At 31.9% G+C, this 21,283-nt stretch carries 20 protein-coding genes and 1 rRNA gene; 5 read left to right on the top strand and 16 right to left on the bottom strand.

Going from position 1 to position 21,283, the window contains the following annotated elements; all coding sequences use genetic code 11:
* Positions 1-50: 50 nt before the first annotated feature.
* The 8 genes from PW5551_RS09335 to PW5551_RS09300 form a co-directional block, all read right to left on the bottom strand.
* Positions 51-1,566 (bottom strand): 16S ribosomal RNA (locus PW5551_RS09335).
* Positions 1,567-1,693: 127 nt separating this feature from the next.
* Complete coding sequence (locus PW5551_RS09330; RefSeq protein WP_113075507.1) at positions 1,694-2,233, bottom strand: hypothetical protein; 540 nt, start codon at positions 2,231-2,233, stop codon at positions 1,694-1,696.
* Between the two features lie 16 nt (positions 2,234-2,249).
* Entirely contained in the window at positions 2,250-3,035 is a 786-nt protein-coding gene (locus PW5551_RS09325; protein ID WP_233488508.1) for a DUF4895 domain-containing protein, read from the bottom strand.
* A gap of 5 nt (positions 3,036-3,040) precedes the next feature.
* On the bottom strand, positions 3,041-4,762 hold the full coding sequence (gene uvrC, locus PW5551_RS09320) for an excinuclease ABC subunit UvrC (RefSeq protein ID WP_113075505.1): 1,722 nt from the start codon (positions 4,760-4,762) through the stop codon (positions 3,041-3,043).
* Complete coding sequence (locus PW5551_RS09315) at positions 4,759-5,301, bottom strand: DUF501 domain-containing protein (protein ID WP_113075504.1); 543 nt, start codon at positions 5,299-5,301, stop codon at positions 4,759-4,761. Before PW5551_RS09315 ends, uvrC begins: the two co-directional genes overlap by 4 nt.
* Positions 5,268-6,116 carry a 50S ribosomal protein L11 methyltransferase gene (locus tag PW5551_RS09310; protein ID WP_113075503.1) on the bottom strand — a complete coding sequence of 283 codons (849 nt, stop codon included), beginning with the start codon at positions 6,114-6,116 and terminating at the stop codon, positions 5,268-5,270. The genes PW5551_RS09315 and PW5551_RS09310 overlap by 34 nt, the downstream gene beginning before the upstream one ends.
* 1 nt (position 6,117) lies before the next feature.
* Complete coding sequence (locus tag PW5551_RS09305; RefSeq protein ID WP_113075502.1) at positions 6,118-6,654, bottom strand: folate family ECF transporter S component; 537 nt, start codon at positions 6,652-6,654, stop codon at positions 6,118-6,120.
* A 12-nt stretch (positions 6,655-6,666) separates the two neighbouring features.
* A complete protein-coding gene (locus PW5551_RS09300) occupies positions 6,667-7,494 on the bottom strand; it encodes an alpha/beta hydrolase family protein (RefSeq protein WP_113075501.1) in 828 nt (275 codons plus the stop codon).
* A gap of 211 nt (positions 7,495-7,705) precedes the next feature.
* Between PW5551_RS09300 and PW5551_RS09295 the strand changes: the two genes are divergently transcribed.
* The 3 genes from PW5551_RS09295 to PW5551_RS09285 are packed head-to-tail and all read left to right on the top strand — an operon-like array spanning position 7,706 to position 11,882.
* Positions 7,706-8,182: a MarR family winged helix-turn-helix transcriptional regulator gene (locus PW5551_RS09295; RefSeq protein WP_233488507.1), complete on the top strand. Its 477-nt coding sequence runs from the start codon at positions 7,706-7,708 to the stop codon at positions 8,180-8,182.
* Positions 8,179-9,909: an ABC transporter ATP-binding protein gene (locus PW5551_RS09290; protein WP_113075499.1), complete on the top strand. Its 1,731-nt coding sequence runs from the start codon at positions 8,179-8,181 to the stop codon at positions 9,907-9,909. The genes PW5551_RS09295 and PW5551_RS09290 overlap by 4 nt, the downstream gene beginning before the upstream one ends.
* Complete coding sequence (locus PW5551_RS09285; RefSeq protein ID WP_113075498.1) at positions 9,906-11,882, top strand: ABC transporter ATP-binding protein; 1,977 nt, start codon at positions 9,906-9,908, stop codon at positions 11,880-11,882. Before PW5551_RS09290 ends, PW5551_RS09285 begins: the two co-directional genes overlap by 4 nt.
* A 101-nt stretch (positions 11,883-11,983) precedes the next feature.
* Here PW5551_RS09285 and miaB read toward each other — a convergent pair whose 3' ends face one another.
* The 8 genes from miaB to PW5551_RS09245 form a co-directional block, all read right to left on the bottom strand.
* Positions 11,984-13,309: a tRNA (N6-isopentenyl adenosine(37)-C2)-methylthiotransferase MiaB gene (miaB, locus tag PW5551_RS09280; protein WP_113075497.1), complete on the bottom strand. Its 1,326-nt coding sequence runs from the start codon at positions 13,307-13,309 to the stop codon at positions 11,984-11,986.
* A gap of 63 nt (positions 13,310-13,372) precedes the next feature.
* Positions 13,373-14,248 carry a 30S ribosomal protein S2 gene (rpsB, locus tag PW5551_RS09275; RefSeq protein ID WP_113075496.1) on the bottom strand — a complete coding sequence of 292 codons (876 nt, stop codon included), beginning with the start codon at positions 14,246-14,248 and terminating at the stop codon, positions 13,373-13,375.
* Positions 14,249-14,363: 115 nt separating this feature from the next.
* Positions 14,364-14,714, bottom strand: a complete 351-nt coding sequence (gene rsfS / locus PW5551_RS09270) for a ribosome silencing factor (RefSeq protein ID WP_113075495.1) — start codon at positions 14,712-14,714, stop codon at positions 14,364-14,366.
* Positions 14,715-14,736: 22 nt separating this feature from the next.
* The gene (gene glmS / locus PW5551_RS09265; RefSeq protein WP_113075494.1) at positions 14,737-16,575 is read right to left on the bottom strand and encodes a glutamine--fructose-6-phosphate transaminase (isomerizing); all 1,839 of its coding nucleotides are present in this window, start codon (positions 16,573-16,575) and stop codon (positions 14,737-14,739) included.
* Between the two features lie 18 nt (positions 16,576-16,593).
* Positions 16,594-17,574 (bottom strand): phosphate acyltransferase PlsX, encoded by a 981-nt coding sequence (gene plsX / locus PW5551_RS09260; protein WP_113075493.1) that lies wholly within the window; start codon positions 17,572-17,574, stop codon positions 16,594-16,596.
* 4 nt (positions 17,575-17,578) lie between these two features.
* Complete coding sequence (rpmF, locus tag PW5551_RS09255) at positions 17,579-17,761, bottom strand: 50S ribosomal protein L32 (RefSeq protein ID WP_113075492.1); 183 nt, start codon at positions 17,759-17,761, stop codon at positions 17,579-17,581.
* A 31-nt stretch (positions 17,762-17,792) separates the two neighbouring features.
* A complete protein-coding gene (locus PW5551_RS09250; RefSeq protein ID WP_113075491.1) occupies positions 17,793-18,356 on the bottom strand; it encodes a DUF177 domain-containing protein in 564 nt (187 codons plus the stop codon).
* Between the two features lie 137 nt (positions 18,357-18,493).
* Positions 18,494-18,973: a hypothetical protein gene (locus PW5551_RS09245; RefSeq protein WP_113075490.1), complete on the bottom strand. Its 480-nt coding sequence runs from the start codon at positions 18,971-18,973 to the stop codon at positions 18,494-18,496.
* A gap of 262 nt (positions 18,974-19,235) precedes the next feature.
* Here PW5551_RS09245 and PW5551_RS09240 point away from each other — a divergent pair, with 262 nt between their 5' ends.
* Positions 19,236-20,447, top strand: a complete 1,212-nt coding sequence (locus tag PW5551_RS09240) for a hypothetical protein (RefSeq protein WP_113075489.1) — start codon at positions 19,236-19,238, stop codon at positions 20,445-20,447.
* A 190-nt stretch (positions 20,448-20,637) separates the two neighbouring features.
* Positions 20,638-21,129 carry a hypothetical protein gene (locus PW5551_RS09235; protein ID WP_113075488.1) on the top strand — a complete coding sequence of 164 codons (492 nt, stop codon included), beginning with the start codon at positions 20,638-20,640 and terminating at the stop codon, positions 21,127-21,129.
* Positions 21,130-21,283 lie beyond the last annotated feature (154 nt).

Below are 21,283 nucleotides of genomic sequence, written 5' to 3'. Positions count from 1 at the left end.
TCACTCAAAAGTAGATAGAGGAGATAAATATATTTTTTCTTTCTCCTTAGAAAGGAGGTGATCCAGGCGCACCTTCCGGTACACCTACCTTGTTACGACTTCGCCCCCCTCGCTAGACCCACCTTCAACAGTACCTGCCGTGCTGCCTTCAGGTGTTCCCAACTCGGGTGGCGTGACGGGCGGTGTGTACAAGGCCCGGGAACGTATTCACCGCAGTTTGGCTGACCTGCGATTACTAGCGATTCCAGCTTCATGTAGCGGGTTTCAGCCTACAATCCATATTAAGGAGAGTTTTTTAGGATCCGCTCCACCTTCCGGCTTCGCTTCCCTTTGTCCTCCCCATTGTAGCACGTGTGTCGCCCAGAGTATTAGGGGCACGCTTATCTGACGTCATCCCCTCCTTCCTCCGCCTCGTCGACGGCTGTCCAGTTAGTGTCGCCCGCCTTTACGCGCTGGCAACTAACTGTAGGGGTTGCGCTCGTTGTGGGACTTAACCCAACACCTCACGGCACGAGCTGACGACGACCGTGCACCACCTGTGTAACCTCTTACCTTGCGGTAAGCTAGTAGATTTCTCTACCTTCAGTTACATGTCATCCCCTGGTAAGGTTCTTCGGTTAGCTTCGAATTAAACCACATGCTCCACCGCTTGTGCGGACCCCCGTCAATTCCTTTGAGTTTCATCCTTGCGGACGTACTCCCCAGGTGGCTCACTTATCGCGTTCGCTTCAGCACAGAGAGTCTTTCGCTCCCTACACCTAGTGAGCATCGTTTACGGCCAGGACTACCCGGTATCTAATCCGGTTCGCTCCCCTGGCTTTCGGACCTCAGCGTCAGTTGTAGCCCAGTAGACCGACTTCTCCACCGGCCTTCTTACCTGTATCTGCGGATTTCACCCCTACTCAGGTAATTCCGTCTACCTCTGCTACACTCAAGTTCTCCAGTTTCATACGCAAGCCTTTCGTTGAGCAAATGGTTTTCACATATGACTTGGTTTACCGCCTACGTCCCCTTTACACCCAGTAATTCCGGGCAACGCTCGCCCCCTACGTCTTACCGCGGCTGCTGGCACGTAGTTAGCCGGGACTTTTCCTAGCCTACCTTCTCTTGTAGCGTGTCCGCTACCTCTTTATTCGACTAGTTCAGAAGTTTACATCCCGAGGGACTCCTTCCTTCACGCGGCGTCGCTGGATCAGGCTTTCGCCCATTGTCCAAGATTCCCCACTGCTGCCTCCCGTAGGAGTAGGGCCCGTGTCTCAGTGCCCTTGTGACCGTCCATGCTCTCACACCGGTTATCCGTCATCGGCTTGGTGAGCCTTTACCTTCACCAACTACCTGATGGATAGTAGGTCCGTCCCTTGGCTGCTTTCCACTTTCCCCTCTCGGGCTTATCAGAGTTTACCTACCGTTTCCAGTAGCTATCTCTGTCCATGGGGTTGGTCCCTACCTTTTACTCACCCGTTCGCCACTGTTAACCTTATCCGAAGATAAGCTTAACCGTTCGACTTGCATGTGTTACGCACGCCGCCAGCGTTTACCCTGAGCCAGGATCAAACCCTTCATCCTATGCTCTGTTACTCCTCTATCTACTTTTCAATGAGCTTTGCTTTTCCTTCCCCTTCCCCCAGCGTTGTATATATTACCATATCTCTTTCCCTTTTGTCAATTTCTTTTTAGTGAAGTTATTTGAAATTTATTGTGAATTGATTTGTTTTTCTCTTCGCATTAGTGCAAAAGAATAATAAACGTTAAAAATGGAATATCCTAAATACACGATAGAAGGAAGATAGAACCAATTGTTTAATCCTATTGCAGTATTACCAAATAATTGTATTCCTATCCAGTTTAACGAATACTTTATTATTATGAAAGTTATTGAAAAAGTCATAAATAATGCAAATAGAAATAAAATAAATGCTATTAATAAATAATTTTTATCTCTTGCTTTTTCAACAGAATAGATTTCAAACAATATACCCAAAACCATTATTAATAGAGAAAGAAACAAGATTAAATTTGTTTCTAATGGAAAGTTTTGACCTAATAAGTTGTTTATAATCGATTTTATCTGATTTAATATCAAAATGACAATTATAATAATGAGTGAAAAAGCTATATTTAGTGTTCCATAAAATAATTCAGCATAGGAAGGTTTATTTTTCTTTACTCTTTTTGTGATTCTAGTATTTACCTTGTTTGGTTGTGTATCATAATCCTGTAGATTTATTTTCATTTCTTTCTCCTCATTTTTAACTAGTAATATTTAATTTGTTTATTTCTTGAACTATTTTTTCAATTTTACTGATAAATTCATGATATATTGATTTAAAATTCACATCTAAAATTTTTTCTGCCGGTACTTTAAAAACCGCCATAGATGGTTCTTTTATTTTCATTTCAGGGAGTTTGTATGAATTTTCTAAAAAATCATACTTTTTTAGCACCTTTTCTTTTAATATTCTTCCTAATTCTATATATATAGAAGTTTCAGAACTATTTATATTTTCTGGTAATTTAAATAAAACATGAATATCACTTTTATAGGGAAAATAAAAGATATTTTCATCCCATTTTTTGAAATGTTTAATTATAAATTCGACAGTATTCTCATTTATTAAAGAACTTAAAGATAAAAAAAGTTGGCCTTTTAGCTTTTCAGAAAAGATAAGTTTTTTTATTATCCTTTCATTACCCCATACCTTATAGGCTGAAACCTTGAAAGGTGTTTGAGCTATTCCAAAATAAAGTTCAGGTTGAACTATTTCATTATAAAATTTAGCTAAGTCATTGTATTCTTTTACCAAAAAGTCAGATTCATAGTATTTAGTTGGATATAATACGCTCATCACTTTGTTTGGCATATCTGGTCCCAGAACCTTAAAATATCTGCCTTCTTTATCAAGGAACATTGTAAAAACTGGAAACTTACTGTTTTTATCATAAACCGATCCAAAAAAGAAATGCTGAAATTCATCTGCTAAATAATTTTGATATTTATCTAGATAATTTTGAGCGAATTCTATGAAATTGTTCAATCTATTCATCCCCCTAAACTTTCTTTTACTCTTTTAGCTAATTTTTCACTTTTTAAAACTTTTGCTATTTCTTCAGTGGAAGCCTCTTTAACTTTATTTATTCCTCCGAAATGTTTTATCAGTTCTTTCTTCCTTTTTGGTCCAATTCCATTTATGTCATCTAATTTTGTTTTCTCAAATCTTTTGCTTCTTAAAGATCTATTGAATCCTATAGCAAATCTGTGAGTTTCATCTCTTACATATATTAATAACCTTAGAACTGGATTATCCAAAGGCAAATGAAGATCTGGTAAATCACCTGGAAAAACAATCCTTTCATCTTCTTTTGCTATACCAACTACATCAACATCTTTTAAAGAGTATCCAATTTCTTTTAACGCTTCCACAGCGGAATTTACTTGACCTTTGCCTCCATCTATGAAAAGCAAATCGGGTAATTCATGCTTTTGATATCTTCTTTTAATTACTGTTCTTATACTTTCAAAATCATCTGGTGCTTTAATTTCATCGAGTCTATATTTTCTATATCCTTCTTTTTTAGGTTTCCCATTTTCAAAAAAAACCAAAGAAGCAACTGTATATAATCCTTGAAGATGCGATATGTCTATTCCTTCTATTGTGTGAGGAATTTTTTTCAAAGATAGAATTTCTTTAGCTTGTTTTAGAGCATAACTTAAATCATTCTGCCTTTTGATCTCTTCTTCTAAGTTTTGAAAAGCTATGTCATAAAGTTTCGAACCTTTCCCAAGTTTTTCAATCTTTTTTAAACCTAAGCCTTGCAAATACTTGCTTATTTCTTGTGAAATTTTTTCTTCATCATACGTATATATATATGACGGAGGAGAATTTTTTCTAACTATATAATATTGATATAGAAAATCTTCTAGAGTTCCTTCTAAAGTAAAAGACAATTTTGAAATCAGATACCCTTTTCTAACCATCATTACAACATAAACTGGAGGTTCATACATGATTATATCTAAATTTTTGCCGTTTTTATACTCAACGGCTACTTCTTCAAATAAACTCTCTAATTTGAACAAGGTATCTCTCATCTGTGCAGCTTTCTCATAATTTTTTATCTTGGAATATTCTCTCATCATCTTTTGGAGATAGTCTTTTACTTCGTTAATGTCACCAGATAAAAACTTTATTACCTTTTCAACTGAAGCATTGTATGTACTTTCATTAACATCGTTGTAGCAAGGTCCATAACATCTACCCAAATGATATAAAAAGCAGGGTTTGCTTTTTCTTAACAGATCTCTGTCACAACTTCGAACTTTGTATACACTTTGAATTACTTCAATTACGTCTTTTACAAATCTAACATCTGCATAAGGGCCGAAATATCTACCTTTTTCCTCTTTCTTAGTTCGAACATACTTTATTTTTGGATATTTTTCATCTGATACTAATATATACGGATAAGTTCTAGTATCTTTAAGTAAAATATTATATTTTGGTTTATGGGTATAAATCAAATTCGCTTCCAATATAAAAGCTTGGTTTTCATTTGAAGTTACTATATAATCTAAGTTTTCGGCATTTTGCATCATTTCATAAGTTTTTTCATTACCCACATAACTTTTTTTATTAAAATAAGAGGAAACCCTATTTTTTAAATTTTTTGCTTTACCAATATATATAGGATTTCCTTTACTGTTTTTAAATAAATAAACACCTGGTTTTTTAGGTAAGTTCTTTAAGATTGACCTATCTATCAATTTTTTGTATCACCTCTTATGTCACATCTTATATCACTACACTCATAATCTAATATATCGTCATTTACCATTTTACCAATTGGATTATCTTCACCAGCCAAAAAAGAAGCATAGTGAAGGTGCAAACACTTAAGATTAGAAAAGTTTTTTGTTCCACCTATACCTGTCTCTTTCAAGACAAATGTCATACTCTGGGGTAGTTCATCTATTTTGTTACCCAATAACTTTAATCTTTTTTCTATTTCCTGCTTATGAACCAACAATAACTTGATTTTTAATTTATTGTCTTCTTGAATATTTTTTTCAAACTCCCTTATCTTTTGTTCAGATTCTAATTTTGAAACCTTTTCAACTAAGAATGGACACGTCAACCAGTACAGGGTAGGAAAAGGCTTATTATCTTTCAATGGATAACTTTGTATTACTTGTGGATAACCATAACTACACCTTTTAACTACTTCTACTACGTTATTTACAGGGCGTCCTAATTGATATTCAATAATCGTTAATTCTTTTTTTGAAACAGCAAAGCTATCCAAGAAACATCCTCCATTCTTTCTTTTAAGCTCAAACCAATTTTTTCTGCATGCTTTATAACCAATTCTTCCTTACTTTGAATTATACCAGAAAAGATAACAAAGGCATTTTCTTTTAAAACACTTTTAAATTTTAAATCATTCATCAAGTCAATAAGAACTTCCGCTACTATGTTTGAAATGAGTATATCAAAACGTTCATTTTCTTTAATAGCTTGCAAAAAATCAGATTTTCTTATATCAATATTGGCTTTATTTAAATTGGCAGTTTCTTTTGCTTTTTCAATAGCCAGTATATCATTGTCTAAGGCAACAACCTTCTTTGCCCACATCTTTTTAGCTAAAACAGACAATATACCGCTTCCCGTTCCTACATCCAAAACATCTTTACCTTCACAACCTATTTTTATAAGAAGTTTTGCTGGTAATTTGGTTGTTGGATGTAAACCTGTACCAAATGCGCTACCGGGTATTATATTCAAAACTAACCCAGGCTTTTTTATTTTTTTGTTACTAAAAGGATTTACCCATACACCATCTACAAATTCAAACACATCAAGAGATTTCACCCATTCTTCCAGCCATTTTTTTTCCTCGGTAATTGAGTTAGAAACTAATTGCAAATCATATTTTGATAATAAATCAGTTATATATTTCATTTGTTCTTCTGTTTTGAAATATACTCTTAAAAAGATCTCAGAAGTATTTACATCATATTCTATGTAAAAAGTATTAAATCCAAAATTTATAAAATCATCTATTATTTTCTCTTCATCCCTAGAGTTAATTTTAAATATATATTCATAATATTTATCCATGTTATTTGTTCTCCAAAAGTCTATTTATTTGTGGTATTCTGGTAATTATTAATAAAACTATTAATGGGTTTAGAAAAAATGAAACTGCATAACCTCCGATTCTTGGAGGCATTAACACCGCATATGGAACTCCAAAAGCCTGATTAAGAAAAAATGGTGTTAATGTTATTCCTACAAGCTCTCCTAAAGCACATGATACAGCTAATGTCCAATAATTAATTCTTTTTTTAAATGTGTATTTAAAAACCAACCCTGGAATCAACCCATGTAAAGCAGAAGTCAAAGTAAATTGAGGTAAAAAAGCTCCCATAGGATTTATCCAGTATCCAATTAAATCTGCAAACGCACCAACTAAGAAACCATCTAATGGGCCAAAAATAAAAGCAGCCAAAAACATGGGGATCGTTCCAAAACCAAACCTAATAATCTCTACATTTCCAAGAGGAATTCTAATAGCTAGAATTCTGGATAAAACAATTGATAGAACAATGAAAAGAGAATTCATAACCATCTTATATGTTGCGTTTTTTCTTTCCATCTTTACCCTCCATCAATACAGTTGAATAGATCTTGTAATAAATTTTAGAACTTCCTTGATTTCTTGACTCCATAAAAGCCAATCATGGTTACCGTTTTTAATATACAATTCTGTAGGTATTTTATTCTTTCTCAATTGATGGTACAATTCAACAGCTCCTTGATATAGATAAAAATAATCTTCATTTCCACATGAAATGTATACTGGAAGTTCTAATCCACAATCTTTTAAGTTCTGAATATAATTAAAAACATTTTCCTTTTCCCAAAAAACTGGATCAAACGGTTCCCCATATGCATCATGATAAAATTTCTCTCTTACTTTTATCTCATTTCCATCTAAATCCGTTTCTTTTTCAGGGGGTACATCTTTCAATATTGCTCCACTCAAACTTGCTGCAGCTAGGAATTTATCTGGATATTTAAAAGCTAACTTCAACGCACCGTACCCACCCATGGAGATACCAGCTATAAATCTATTCTCTCTATTACTATAAACTTTGTAGTTTTTTTGAATATATTCAGTCAAATCTTCAACCAAAGCAGATTCATACATTATACCAGATGGTGAATTCACATACCAACTATTTTTTGCATCTGGCATTACTGCAACCATAGGAGGCATCTCGCCTTGTTCAATCATACTATCAAAAGTTTGATCTATCAACCCTTTTCTTTTCCAACTAATTTCATTTCCATCATGACCATGAAGTAAATATATGACTGGGTATTTTCTAGATTCATTATTATAATTTGATGGAAGGTAGATAGAATATCTCATATTTCCCCTAATTTTCTCGCTGTAAAAGGAATTTGATTCATAAAAAATTCCTTTATTCAAGTTAAATCACTCCTTATAACTGAATCTTATTTTTTATAACTTCTTTTATTATAGCATAAGTCTATATTGAACGGGTATTGTGTATAAGAAATTGTTTTTATGTAAAAATTTGACAAAGACACCTGAAAAAAGTTATAATTTAACTTACTTAGCATACTAACTATATACTTGTATAAGGGAGAAAATCAAAAATTGGAAAACCAAAATGATTTTGAAAAATTTAACTTTAGATGATTTATATTCTCTAAAAATGAAAGTAATATCTAAGTATTTTCAGGTAATAAAACTTCAAGGTCAATTGAACTTTAAAGAAACAACTAAAAAGGATATATACCCTGGTCAAGCTGCTTGTTTATGGTATATTGCTAAAAATCCTGGAATTAACCAAAAACAACTTGCAGAAAAAATTACCGTTGCAGAACCTACCACTTCTTTGATTCTAAAAAAAATGGAAAAAGCAGGCTTGATTGTTAGAAAACCTGCTTCAGAAGATCATAGAACACTAAAAATTTTTTTAAACGCAAAGGGAGAAAAGATATTAAATGATTTAAAATGCGTTATTCCAAAAATTGTTAATAAAGCATTTGAAGGCTTATCAAAAGAAGAATTAAATTCTTTTTATTCTATTTTAGAAAAATTACATAATAATATCTTAAATTATTTAGAAAGTGAGGAAGATATATCATGAAACAACTGCTTAAATATTTAAAACCTTATTACAAAGAAATCAGTATTGCTATTGTTCTTCTTGTTGTTCAAGCAATTTCAAATTTATTTTTACCAAGTCTAAATGCAGATATTATTAATAATGGGATTGCTAAGGGAGATTTATCTTATATTATTCGCACGGGTGGAATAATGCTTATTTTTACATTGCTCCTTTCAGTAGCTGCAATTATCGCTACATACTTTAGCTCCAAAGTCGCTGCTTCATTTGGAAAAGATCTACGTAAGGAAATATATTACAAAGTTTTGAACTTCTCACAATCAGAGGTCGACAAGTTTGGAACGGCTTCCCTAATTACCCGAAATACAAATGATGTTCGCCAAGTTCAAATGTTGATATTAATGATGTTGAATATAATCATCATGGCTCCAATAATGGCTATTGGCGGCATGATAATGGCTATACAGCAGGATGTAGTTTTATCTTGGTCTATTATAGTAATAGTACCAGTTATTGGTATAATCGTATTTTTCCTATTAAGAAAAGCTGTTCCGCTTTTTAAAGTAATGCAAATTAAACTAGATAATGTTAATCGTGTGATGAGAGAAAAATTAACAGGAGTAAGGGTAATAAGAGCATTTGTAAAAGATAAATACGAAGAAAAAAGATTTGATGAAAAGAACCAAGATCTTACATCAACTGCATTGAAAGTTAATAGAATTTTAGCTTTGGGTATGCCCCTTTTAATGCTAACTATGAACGTTTCTTCAGTAGCAATAATATGGTTCGGATCTATACGAATAGATAGTGGTTTTATGCCAATAGGCAATTTAACAGCTTTTTTAACGTACGTTATGGAAATACTTATGGCTGTAATGATGGCTATGGCAATGTTCATTATGCTACCTAGAGCTGAAGCATCAGCAGAACGTATAAATGCTGTTTTAAATACAGAACTAATTATCAAAGATCCTGAGCACCCTATAAAACCAAAAAATAAAAATGGCGAAATTTCTTTCAATAGTGTCAGTTTTAGTTATGAAGGCGCAGAAGCCCCTGTTTTAAGAAATATTTCTTTCACGGCAAATCCCGGTGAAACTACGGCAATAATAGGTAGTACAGGATGTGGAAAAAGCACATTAATTAATTTGATTCCCCGATTTTATGAAGTTACTGAGGGAAAAATAAAAATAGATGAAGTAGATATCAAAGACATGCCTTTAAATGAGCTAAGAAACTTAATAGGATTAGTTCCTCAAACTGCTTATCTATTTAGTGGTACAATAGCGAGCAATTTAAAGTTTGGAAAAGAAGATGCTAGCGATGATGAAATATGGAAAGCTCTTGAAATAGCCCAAGCAAAAGACTTTGTTGAAAAACTACCTCAAAAGCTTTTAACATCCGTCGATCAAGGAGGAACTAATTTTTCTGGTGGTCAAAAACAACGTTTAGCAATAGCAAGAGCAATATTAAAACATCCAAAAATATTTTTATTCGATGATAGTTTTTCAGCTTTAGATAACCGAACAGATGCTAATCTAAGAGAGGCTTTAAAAGAAATAACTAATGATACAACTGTTATTATAGTATCTCAAAAAGTGAGTTCCATACTTGGAGCAGACCAAATAATTGTACTTAATGATAATGGAAGTGTTGCAGGAATAGGTAAACATGATGAATTAATGAGAACATGTGAAGTATACAGAGAAATTGTTTACTCTCAGATCCCCAAGGAGGAAACAGCATGAGTCAAGAAAATCCTAAAAATAATCACAATAGAAGGGTCGAACAAAGAAAAGGAAGAGGACCTGGAATGGGCGGGATGGTACCAGGAGAAAAACCTAAAAACTTTTTTAAATCCTTTAGAAGATTACTAGGATTTTTAAAACCACAGATGTTTTTCCTCATAATAGTTATAATTTTCGCAATTTTTGGCACAACATTTATGGTTTTAGCTCCTAGAATTATGGGTAATGCAACTAACGTGTTATTCGAAGGTATAGTAAGTAAAAATATGCCTGAAGAAATGACTAAAAATCAGGTTATAGATATGCTTAAAATGACAGGGCAAGATCAAATCGCTGAAATGGTTGGTCCTATGAATATTACGCCAGGGCGGGGAGTTGATTTTAATAAACTTCTTACTATATTAATAGTCTTATTAGCGCTATATGCTATGTCTGCACTTTTCAACTGGTTACAACAATATATAATGGCAGGAGTATCTCAAAAAACAGTTTATAATCTTAGAAAAGAAGTTGATACTAAATTGTCGAAATTACCTCTCAACTATTTTGATAGCCATTCACATGGAGATATCCTGAGTAGGGTAACAAATGATATTGACAATATTGGACATACATTGCAACAGACCTTAACCCAAATTATTACCTCCCTTGTTACGATAATTGGCGTCGTTATAATGATGTTCACAATTAGTCCTTTATTATCAGCTATAGCATTAACAGTAATACCTTTAGCTTTAATTTCAACCATGTTTATAGCTAAAAAATCCCAAAAACAGTTCCAAATCCAATGGAATAGCACAGGCAAACTAAACGGTCGAGTAGAAGAAACTTATGCTGGCCATAATATAGTGAAGGCTTTTAACCACCAAGAAAAGGAGAAATTTGAATTTGATGAAGAGAATGAAAGACTCTATGATTCAAGTTTCAAGGCACAATTTATTTCAGGGATAATTAGACCAGTAATAGCTTTTTTGAATAATATTAACTATGTTGCTATTAGCGTTATAGGAGGACTACGTGTAGCCAATGGGATGTTAACTCTGGGTGATGTTCAAGCTTTTATACAGTATTCTAGACAATTTACTCAACCAATGGTTCAAATATCAAGTATAATTAATGTTTTACAATCCACCACAGCTTCAGCTGAAAGAGTTTTTGAATTCCTTGATGAAGAAGATGAAATACCTGATCCACAAACCCCTGAAATAATTGCGGATGTAAAAGGTCATGTTAAATTTGATCACGTTTATTTTAGCTATAATCCGAATGAACCTTTGATAGAGGATTTGAATTTAGAAGTTAAACCCGGAGAAAATGTTGCGATAGTAGGGCCTACTGGAGCTGGAAAAACTACTCTTGTTAATCTACTTATGCGCTTCTACGAAATAAACAGCGGTAAAATATTAGTAGATGGTCTGGATACAAGAAATATGAAACGATCTGATTTGAGAAAAATGTTTGGAATGGTTCTTCAAGATTCATGGATATTCGGAGGAACTATTAAAGAAAATATTGCCTATGGAAAAGATAACGCCAAAAACGAAGAGATAATTAGCGCGGCCAAAGCTGCTTATGTTGATCATTTTGTTAGAACCTTACCTAATGGATATGATACGGTGATAGATGAAGATGCTACAAATCTATCACAAGGTCAAAGGCAGCTTATAACGATAGCACGTGCATTTTTGAAAGATCCAAATATATTAATCTTAGATGAGGCCACTAGTTCTGTTGATACACGTACGGAAGTTCTTATTCAACAAGCTATGGCCGAATTAATGAAAAACAGAACAAGTTTCGTAATAGCTCATAGATTATCAACAATTAGAAACGCAGATATTATTCTAGTTATGAATCATGGTAAAATTGTAGAGCAGGGAAATAACAAAGAACTTATGAAGAAACAAGGATTTTATTACAACCTTTACATGAGTCAATTTGTTGGAACTAATTTAAAAGATATTACAGTTTGAAAAAGTCAGTCTACCATCTAAAAAACTGCTTTTGAAGTAAAATTCCCCTTCCATGAAGGGGAATTAATATTAAACACTCCTCACAATACAGGAAAGCAAATTCATTTACCAATAACCCTTTCCTTCATTTCACCATATAATGGTCCTGGTGTGACTTTGTTGATCTTTATTTTTAAAAATTCTCCATTTAATTCTTCTTCACCGTCGTAGATAACCAATTTGTTATTTATCGTTCTTCCCATGTAGGAACCGTTTTTACCTGCTTTACCTTCTTGGATTATGAGAACTTCATTATCTAAGTATTTCTGGTTTTCTTCAAGATTGATCAGTTTTTGTATCTCCATAAGGTATTGTAATCTCTTGTTTTTTATGTGTTTGGGAATATCATCTTCTTTGAATTTCTGTGCCACAGTTCCCTCTCTTGGTGAATATTCAGCAAGGTTTATTCGATCAAATCTACATTTTTTAATTAAATCTATTGTTTCTTCAAAATCAATATCAGTTTCACCTGGAAATCCAGTTATAAAATCGCTTGATATTGTTACATCAGTAACTTCTTTTTTTATTTTATAAACCAATTCCAAAAATTCTTCCTTTGTATATTTTCTATTCATAGCTTTAAGAATGTTGTTGCTTCCCGATTGAGCAGGCAGATGGAAATACTTTGCAGCCTTTTTCTCTTCCGCAACAGTATATATTAGAGATTCCGTTATATCAGACGGATAAGAAGTTAAAAACCAAATCCTTTTTATGGAATCAAATTGAGCCGCTTTTTTTATTAGTATATCCAACTTAGATTTCTTATCTCCAAAATCTTTTCCATATGAATCAACGTTCTGACCCAAAAAAGTTATCTCTTTGTATCCTTTGTGAGCATAATCTTCAACTTCTTTAATGATGTCTTCTAAAGGTCTACTTTTTTCAAAACCTCTAGTATAAGGAACTATACAGTAGGTACAATATTTATTACATCCATAAATAATTGTAACCCATGCATGATGTTTGCTAAAGGGAATCTTAGGAAGTTTGTAATTGACTTCTTCTAATTTATCCGAAAAGTCAGAAAATCTTTCCCCAGTTTTAGCTCGATTAACTAATTTTACAATATCTACAACATTTCTAGTTCCAAAGACGAAATCAACATTTTTAAATCTTTTCAATATATTATCCTTTTCTTTTTCTGCAGAACATCCTCCAACACCCAATATTAGGTTTTTATTCTTTTCTTTCAATTTTCCATATCCACCAATTGCACCATACATTTTATTTTCCGCCTTTTCTCTAACCGAACAACTGTTAATAATTATCAAATCTGCTTCTTTTGGATTTTCTGTCCAATCGAAGCCTTCATCAGTTAAAAGGCCTGCCATAATTTCACTTTCGTTTATATTCATTTGACAACCAAAAGTTCTTATATAAAACTTCAAAAATATCGCCCTCCTAATAAAAAACCGGGAGATATTCCCCCGGTCTCTTCTAAACTTTTAAATTTATTCTTTTTTTTCGTCTTCTTCAAAGGAAGTAAATTCCACTTCTTCCTCTTCCACTTCTATTTCTTCCTCAACTTCTTCTTCATATTTAGAGTATTTTTCATCTGCAATAATTTTTTCTTCTATTTCTTCATCGACTTCTGTGTTTTTTTCTTCTTTTTCTTCAGAGATTGCTTCTTCTAAACTTTCAATGTTTCCCTCTTTTCCTTCTATAATTGCATCTGCTATTTTTGATGTTATCAACATTATGGTTCGAATTGCATCATCGTTAGCTGGAATTACATAGTCAATTACATCGGGATCACAGTTCGTATCAACTGTGGCAACAATTGGTATCCCTAGCATGTTAGCTTCTCTCACGGCGATTTCTTCTTTCTTAGGGTCAACTACGAATAAAACATCAGGAACTTTCTTCAACCCTCTTAATCCACCTAAGTTTTTTTCAAGTTTATCAAGATTTCTTCTAATATTTGCTTGTTCTTTTTTTGGGAGTTTTGAAAACTCTTCACTTTCAACATATTCTGTTAATTGTTCAAGTTTATCTATCCTTGACCTTATAGTTTTGAAATTGGTTAATAGTCCTCCTAACCATCTGTTGTTTACAAAGTACTCTCCGCATCTTCTAGCTTCATCTGCGACAATTTGCTGAGCCTGTTTCTTAGTTCCGACAAACAATACTCTTTTTCTTTCCATAGAAGCATTTTTTATAAATTCATATGCATCTTCTATACTTCTTAATGTTTTTTGTAAATCTATGATATGAATTCCTTTCCTTTCAGCAAAGATATACGGTTGCATCTTAGGATTCCATCTTCTTGTCCTATGTCCAAAATGTGCACCAGCTTCAAGAAGCTGTTTCATGCTCACTACTGACACTAAATACACCTCCATATAGTTTTGATTTGGTTTTTATCCTCCATCCTCCTTTTTTGCACCGACCCTTAAACGGGCACCGAGGTGAAAAACGGAAGATGTGAGTTGAATTTAAATCTCATTTAATTATTGCCTTATTTTGTTCGCCCCATAAACTTTCTAAATCGTAAAACTCTCTTCCCTCTTCAGAAAATATATGGATTATGAACGTTCCAGTATCTACTATTAACCAATCGCTTCCTTTACCTTTATCATAAAATAGTATCGGAATATCTTCTCCTTTTAAAAACTTTACAACTTCGTCTCTTAAAGCAGACATATGAGGTTCAGAATTTCCTGTAACTATAACAAAATAATCAACCATAAGTCCCGAATCTTCCATATCCAAAACCACTATCTCTTTCCCATCTTTTTCATCAAGTAATTTCACCAATTCTTTAACTGTGCTTAAAAGCTCGGTTTTTAGCAAACAAATAACACCTCCAAATTTTTTATTCTACAGTAACACTCTTTGCCAAATTTCTTGGCTTATCGGGATCCAAATTCTTTTCTAACGCAATATAATAAGCGAATAATTGAGTTATTGGAGCTACTACCAAAGGTATCAAACAATCTGGCAGATCTGGGATATTTATAAAATCATCACATATATTTTTTGTTTGTTTATCATTTTCAGGAGTTAAAGCTATGACCTTTGCTCCACGAGCCTTAACTTCCATAATATTAGAAATCATTTTTTCTCTTAGATTACCACTTGGCACGATGGCAAATACCGGAAAAGTTTCATCTAACAATGCAATTGGACCATGTTTTAATTCTCCTGCCTGATAGGCAATTGCATTGATATAACTAATCTCTTTTAATTTTAAAGCTCCTTCTAAAGCCGCTGGATAGCCGAATCTTCTTCCTATATACATCATATCTTTAAAATCTTTGTACTTTTTTACTAAATCCATCATATGCCCGTTAGTTTTATTTAAAATTTCATCATATACTTTCGGCATATCTTTTAAATGTTTCAATATATCTTCAATTTCCTTACTTTTTCCATTCTTCCAATATATAATTTGTGAAACTAAAGTATATAGCAATGCAATTTGTGCCGTGTATGTTTTAGTAGCTGCAACACCTATCTCAGGACCAGTGTTAAGATACAAAACTGCATCGGATTCTCTAGGTATAGTTGAACCTACGACGTTACTAATAGTTAAAATATAAGCTTCCTTTTCTTTAGATTTTCTAACTCCTTCAAGGGTATCTATGGTTTCTCCGGATTGGGATATTGCTAATACTAAGGTTTTATCATCAATTGGTGGATTCATATACCTAAATTCTGATGCTACTTCTATTTCAAAATCAATATCTGAATATTTGTTAGTAAAATATTTTGTGGTAAGTCCTGCATGATAACTAGTTCCACAAGCAACCACATATATTTTTTTCATTCTGTTTTTTACAAAATCTTCCAAAGATTCTATTTCTTTAACTTTAGGCTCTGAATCAACCAAGCGACCAACTAAAACAGATTTCAAAGAATTTGGTTGTTCAAAGATTTCTTTCAGCATAAAATGAGGATAGCCGGATTTTTCAGCTAAAGTTTCATCCCAAGAGATGGATATAGATTTTCTGTCTATTAAATTACCTTTTAAATCATAAATCTTGTAATTACCTGGAAAAATTACAGCTATTTCTCCATCGTTTAAGAAATTCATCTCTTTAGAATATTTAAGTAATGGAGTAACGTCTGAAGCCAACATACCCATATTTTTACTGTGAGAAATAACCAATGGACTACCTTTTCTTGCGGCAACAATTTCATCTGGTCTGTCTTTATGAATCACAGCAATAGCATAAGTGCCTTTTAATTCTTTTAAAGATTTTAATACCGCTTCAAAAATATCCGCTTTGTAGTTATCTTCAATCAAATGTGCGATAACTTCTGAATCAGTTTGAGATGTGAACATATGACCTCTCTTTTCAAGATAATTTCTTAACTCTTGAAAATTCTCTATTATACCGTTGTGAATAACCGCTATCTCTTTTTTACAGTCCAAATGTGGATGAGAATTTGTTTCAGAAACTACCCCATGTGTTGCCCATCTCGTATGAGCGATTCCTGAATAAAAACTCTCTTTTAAAATATTCTGCTCAACAAGTGCCTTTTCAATCTCACTTATCTTACCAGATTTTTTTAAATATTTAATAGAATGATCACTATTATATGCAATTCCTGCTGAATCATATCCTCTGTACTCTAATTTTTTTAGTCCCCATATGAGATCCTCTACTTCTAATCCACTATCAGACACATAACCCACTATTCCACACAAAACAATTTTTCCCCCTTATCAAAGCTCTATCTTTTTAATCAAGTCAAACTTAGCAGCGTTGTAAGCTACATACAAAGCATTAGCTATAGCTTCTGAATCAGAAGATCCATGTGCTTTAACTAAAATCCCATTAACTCCTAAGAAAAAAGTTCCTCCATAACTTCTGTAATCAATTTTATTAACAAGAGACTTTAAAGATCCCTTTAATAGCAAAGCTCCAAGCTTTGTAAATAATCCACCTTTCTTAATTGTTTCTTTCAGTTCGTGAAGTATAAAATAAGCGGTACCCTCCATTGTTTTCAATACATTATTACCAGTAAAACCATCCGTAACAATTATATCACAAGTGTCATCGAATAAATCCCTTGCTTCTACATATCCAACATAATTAATATGCTCTTTTTCTTGCAAAATTTTCGAAGCTTCTTTAATAATTGTATTTCCTTTTTCGTCTTCTGATCCTATATTTAAAACAGCTACTCTAGGATTATCAAGATTAAGAAATTTTGCATAAGCAATTCCTTCTCTTGCAAAATCGTAAAAATGTTCCGATTTTACTTCAGCATTTGCCCCAGCATCCACTAGTATTTTTGGTTTATTTGATTTAGATGGAAGGGCTAAGACTAATGCTGGCCTTTTTATACCACGTAGCCTTCCAGCTACAAATGTTCCACTTGTAAGTAAAGCACCGGTATTACCAGCACTCACAAATCCATTTAATTGATTATTTTTTAGCATTTCACATCCAATATACATAGAGGATTCTTTAAGTTTTAAAACTTCAGTTGGTTTTGTTTCATTAGTTATTAGATTTTTAGCTGGAACAATTTCTAAATTCGAAATCTTTTCAGAATGTTCAGGTGTTATATCGTTTCCCACTATAACTAAATTTTGAGGAGATAGATATTTATTTTTCAAAGCAAAAAGTGCGCCCTCAATAACTGAATTAGGCGCATTATCTCCTCCATACAAATCTATGCCGATCTTAAGATTATCCATAAGCCTATTCACCTATTTCTAAGATCTGCTTATCACCATAATAACCACAATTCAAACAAACACGATGGGGTAATTTAGGCTCTCCACACTTCGGACATTTCACAACATTAATCTTGTAAGCGGCGTATAATTTTGCCTTTCTTTTATGTGTTCTACTTCTTGAGGGCTTTTGTTTTGGTGTAGCCATTAATGTATCCTCCTTTGTTGTATTTAAAAAATTATAAAAATTTTCCTTCATCCAAAAGACTTTTCAATGATGCAAATCTTGGATCTAATTCTTCCTTTTCGCATGAATGATCAGAATTTTCATTCAAATCCGCTCCGCAAATGGGACATAACCCGTTACAATCTTCCTTGCATAGTGGGACATTTGGCACTGATAATATTATAGTCTCTATAATCCGATTTGTCAAATCGATTGATTGCCCATCGTAATATACTACATTATCTAAAGACTTCAAATGTTCCGTTTTTGAAAGATACTTTTCAAAACTACTATCTAAATAAAGAGCTTCGAAACTTTCCTCTACCCAATACTCAATAGGTTTCAAACATCTCGAACAATGAAGTTGCAACATTGTTTCTACTTTACCATTTACCAATACTTGATTATCCCCCTTTTCCAATGAAAAAGAAACCTTGATTGGAGAAAGAATATTTGCCTTTTCAGAATGAACTTCTATCCTTTCCCAGTTATTAACAGAGATGGTACCTTCTAATATTTTTTCAAAACTTTCAAATTCTACTATTAAACTTTCATTTTTCAAATCATCGTTATACATTTCTCTCACCTCGACTGTATTATTTTACTTCAAAAAGGTTTATCAAAAGCAAAATAATTGTTAATTTTCCTTGTATATATAAATAAAAAAAGGTAGGCACAAGCCTACCTTGAAATTTTAATTATTATCTAAAAAATCTATAATACTGCAGAAACTGTAAAAACAAAATCCCCTACTTTATCATTGAATGTTCCATAAGCTAAAAGTGATTCTTGAATTTCTGGATTTTCATTCAAAATCTTTTGAAAATCAAATCCTATATTTGCGGTTTTTTCGACTACTCCCGTTTGAGATTCGTTACTATCAACAGAATAATTATAAGAGCTATTCAACAGATTAGCTAGAGTTTGATTTAAATCTTCATCTGCGACAAACTCAAGGTTAAGTTCATAAGGTGTATTTGCAGCTATCTTAACCTTTACTTCCTGAGAAGCATTCTCTGGTGTCGATAAGTCTAGTTGATAATCCAATCTGTTTGTATCTACAGATTCAATAACAGCATAACTTGGAATACTAACATAAACAGGAATGTTTAAACTATCGTTAGCCTGAGAAAAAACAAAAACACTCATATTTATCATCACTAAAATTAATGTTAAGAAAATTGTTTTTTTCATTAAGATAACCTCCTTTAATAAATTTCTAATAAAATTATATCATATAAAAATAAAAATGTCAAGTCGATACTAAAATTTATTAGACCTATTAAAAGCGGATTATAATAATTTTTATTGTATTTTTATTGAGAAAGATTTTAAATTATGGTTTTTTTACTTTAAATTTTATATTCTATATTTTTTTATTATAGAATTTTGAAAAAATAGGTTATAATATAAATATATAAGAAAAAGAAAAACCTTAAAGGAAGTGAGGTATTAGATGAAAAAGTTCAAAACTAAAATCATTATCCTTATTATTTTGATAACTTCAATACTTACTTTTTCTGCAAGTCAAAGCTTTATATTCGTATTAGATAGAGAAAATTTTTCTTATAATCAACAAAAAATCGAACTGATTATTAATAATGTTTCTTATGCTGAATTACATTTCTATAGTAATTATGCTTTTTTTAAAAATTATTTTAATCTTTCAAGTTGGAAGAATAATCAAAAGTATGTTATTCAATTGGGTTTAAATATTCAAACATTATGGCAGAATGAAAATCAGAAAATTTTAAATCTTTATAAAAACAATTTTTTATCTCCAAACGGTACAAAGATCGGTGAAGTAGTACTTTATAAATCAAATAATACCCAGCTTGATTTTGTTGATATTTATTTTTTTGTTCCGGAATTTTACGTTAGCTATAATATTTCAAACGATATAATTTTTGAATTCTTCCCACCTTACCCAGGTAATGCTCCCTGGTACGAATCAATTATTTCAAATGTTATTCTTGAATCTAATTTACCACCATTACATGTTTATATAGGATTAGAAATATTTGATGAATTTAACTTTTTATCTTCAGGAAGCAACTTACAATTTGTGAGTTCTCCTAATATTTATTTAAACAGTGGAATTCAAAATTTTAATGTAAAAATCGGGTCCAACCTTGGTAATATATATAACAATTATTTTAGTCTTTTACTATCAGAGTACTCAAATTTGGGTTCTCCAGAAAATGGTCTTCATGTAGGGGATGTTGAAATTTATATACCTATGGAAGGTGGGTATTTTAGTTATCAAGCAATTCCTGTTTATTATAAAATTCCCTCTCCAAATATCGAAATTTTATTAGGCGATAGTTTTTATTTAACTTTTGATCCTGCCAATCCACAGAATAACTATATTTCAAAAGTTCCAGTAACGATAAATTCTTCCATTCCTACTTATACAATTAATCTATCTCTCGATATTTTTGATGAATACAACTTTATTGAGGAATATATATACTTAATAAATGATCAAACAATTTCGATTGACTCTGAAATTTATTCTTTTGATATTGAACTAAAAGCAGACTTTGCAGATTTATGGAATGAAAATAAAGAGTTTATATTATCTCAATTTAATGAAAGTATTTTAACTGTTGAAGATCAAATACATATAGGTGAGGTTTATATAACTATTACTTCATCTTCTTCTTAAGTAATATCTTTTAGCTATCCTTCTTTGATTTAAAATCTTCAAAAGATTATTTTATACAAAAACTTACGATTGATATACTTCTAAATTCTGATTGTATTTTTATTAGATTTTATTTTACTTTTATTATAATGAGTATAATTCAAAATGAAAAGAAAGAATTTTCCTAAATTTTTTCGTGGGGGAGATAAATATGAAAACGAAAATAAAAAGTTTAATAATTATATTTATAATTTTGTTTTCTACATTAGTTTTTTCTATTGAAGCAAATACTACTGTACCTATTTATTTGGAAGTTCCTGAATATTTAGAAATAACGTTTGTAAGTAAACAGAGGTTAGATCTTTATGCTGATATCTTTGATATGCTATCTACCGTAGAAGATTCATTAACTTTTAAAGTTCTATCAAATGTGAATTATAATTTACAAATTGATTTTTCTGTATTAGGAAGTTTATCTATTTTATTGAAATCGTTAATCGAAAACAATTATCGTATATTAATTTTTAATTCAGAGGAAGCTCAAATTATAAATACAGAATATAATAATGCTTACGTGAATACTCCTGGAATTCATAACTACACTTTGTTTTTCCAATTGGATGTCGGTTTTTTTGGAAGTATAATTTACAACTTTACAGAAGGCAAAATTGGGGATATGTACATAACAGTATCAAGTATCTAAAATTGTTACACAATTCTTATTGAATTTTTATTGATAATTATTTGTTTTTTATTGTTGTATTTATAATTTAATTAAAGAAGTTTAATTACAGAAATAAAATAGAAGAAAAATATAAATTTTGAGGAGGGGTATTAATATGAAAAAAGTTTTAGGG

The sequence above is a fragment of the Petrotoga sp. 9PW.55.5.1 genome (genome assembly GCF_003265365.1).
Taxonomy (GTDB): Bacteria; Thermotogota; Thermotogae; order Petrotogales; family Petrotogaceae; genus Petrotoga.
Note: the sequence above shows the minus strand (reverse complement) of the source record. Positions and strands in the feature narration are given on the sequence as shown.

Bases quoted from the DNA above. Each gene is read 5' to 3' on its own strand.
- PW5551_RS09305 (WP_113075502.1), bottom strand. From the start codon at position 6,654: ATGGAAAGAAAAAACGCAACATATAAGATGGTTATGAATTCTCTTTTC.
- rpmF (WP_113075492.1), bottom strand. From the start codon at position 17,761: ATGGCTACACCAAAACAAAAGCCCTCAAGAAGTAGAACACATAAAAGA.
- PW5551_RS09330 (WP_113075507.1), bottom strand. From the start codon at position 2,233: ATGAAAATAAATCTACAGGATTATGATACACAACCAAACAAGGTAAAT.
- plsX (WP_113075493.1), bottom strand. From the start codon at position 17,574: ATGGATAATCTTAAGATCGGCATAGATTTGTATGGAGGAGATAATGCG.
- PW5551_RS09245 (WP_113075490.1), bottom strand. From the start codon at position 18,973: ATGAAAAAAACAATTTTCTTAACATTAATTTTAGTGATGATAAATATG.
- PW5551_RS09310 (WP_113075503.1), bottom strand. From the start codon at position 6,116: ATGGATAAATATTATGAATATATATTTAAAATTAACTCTAGGGATGAA.
- PW5551_RS09240 (WP_113075489.1), top strand. From the start codon at position 19,236: ATGAAAAAGTTCAAAACTAAAATCATTATCCTTATTATTTTGATAACT.
- PW5551_RS09290 (WP_113075499.1), top strand. From the start codon at position 8,179: ATGAAACAACTGCTTAAATATTTAAAACCTTATTACAAAGAAATCAGT.
- PW5551_RS09285 (WP_113075498.1), top strand. From the start codon at position 9,906: ATGAGTCAAGAAAATCCTAAAAATAATCACAATAGAAGGGTCGAACAA.
- PW5551_RS09235 (WP_113075488.1), top strand. From the start codon at position 20,638: ATGAAAACGAAAATAAAAAGTTTAATAATTATATTTATAATTTTGTTT.
- PW5551_RS09250 (WP_113075491.1), bottom strand. From the start codon at position 18,356: ATGTATAACGATGATTTGAAAAATGAAAGTTTAATAGTAGAATTTGAA.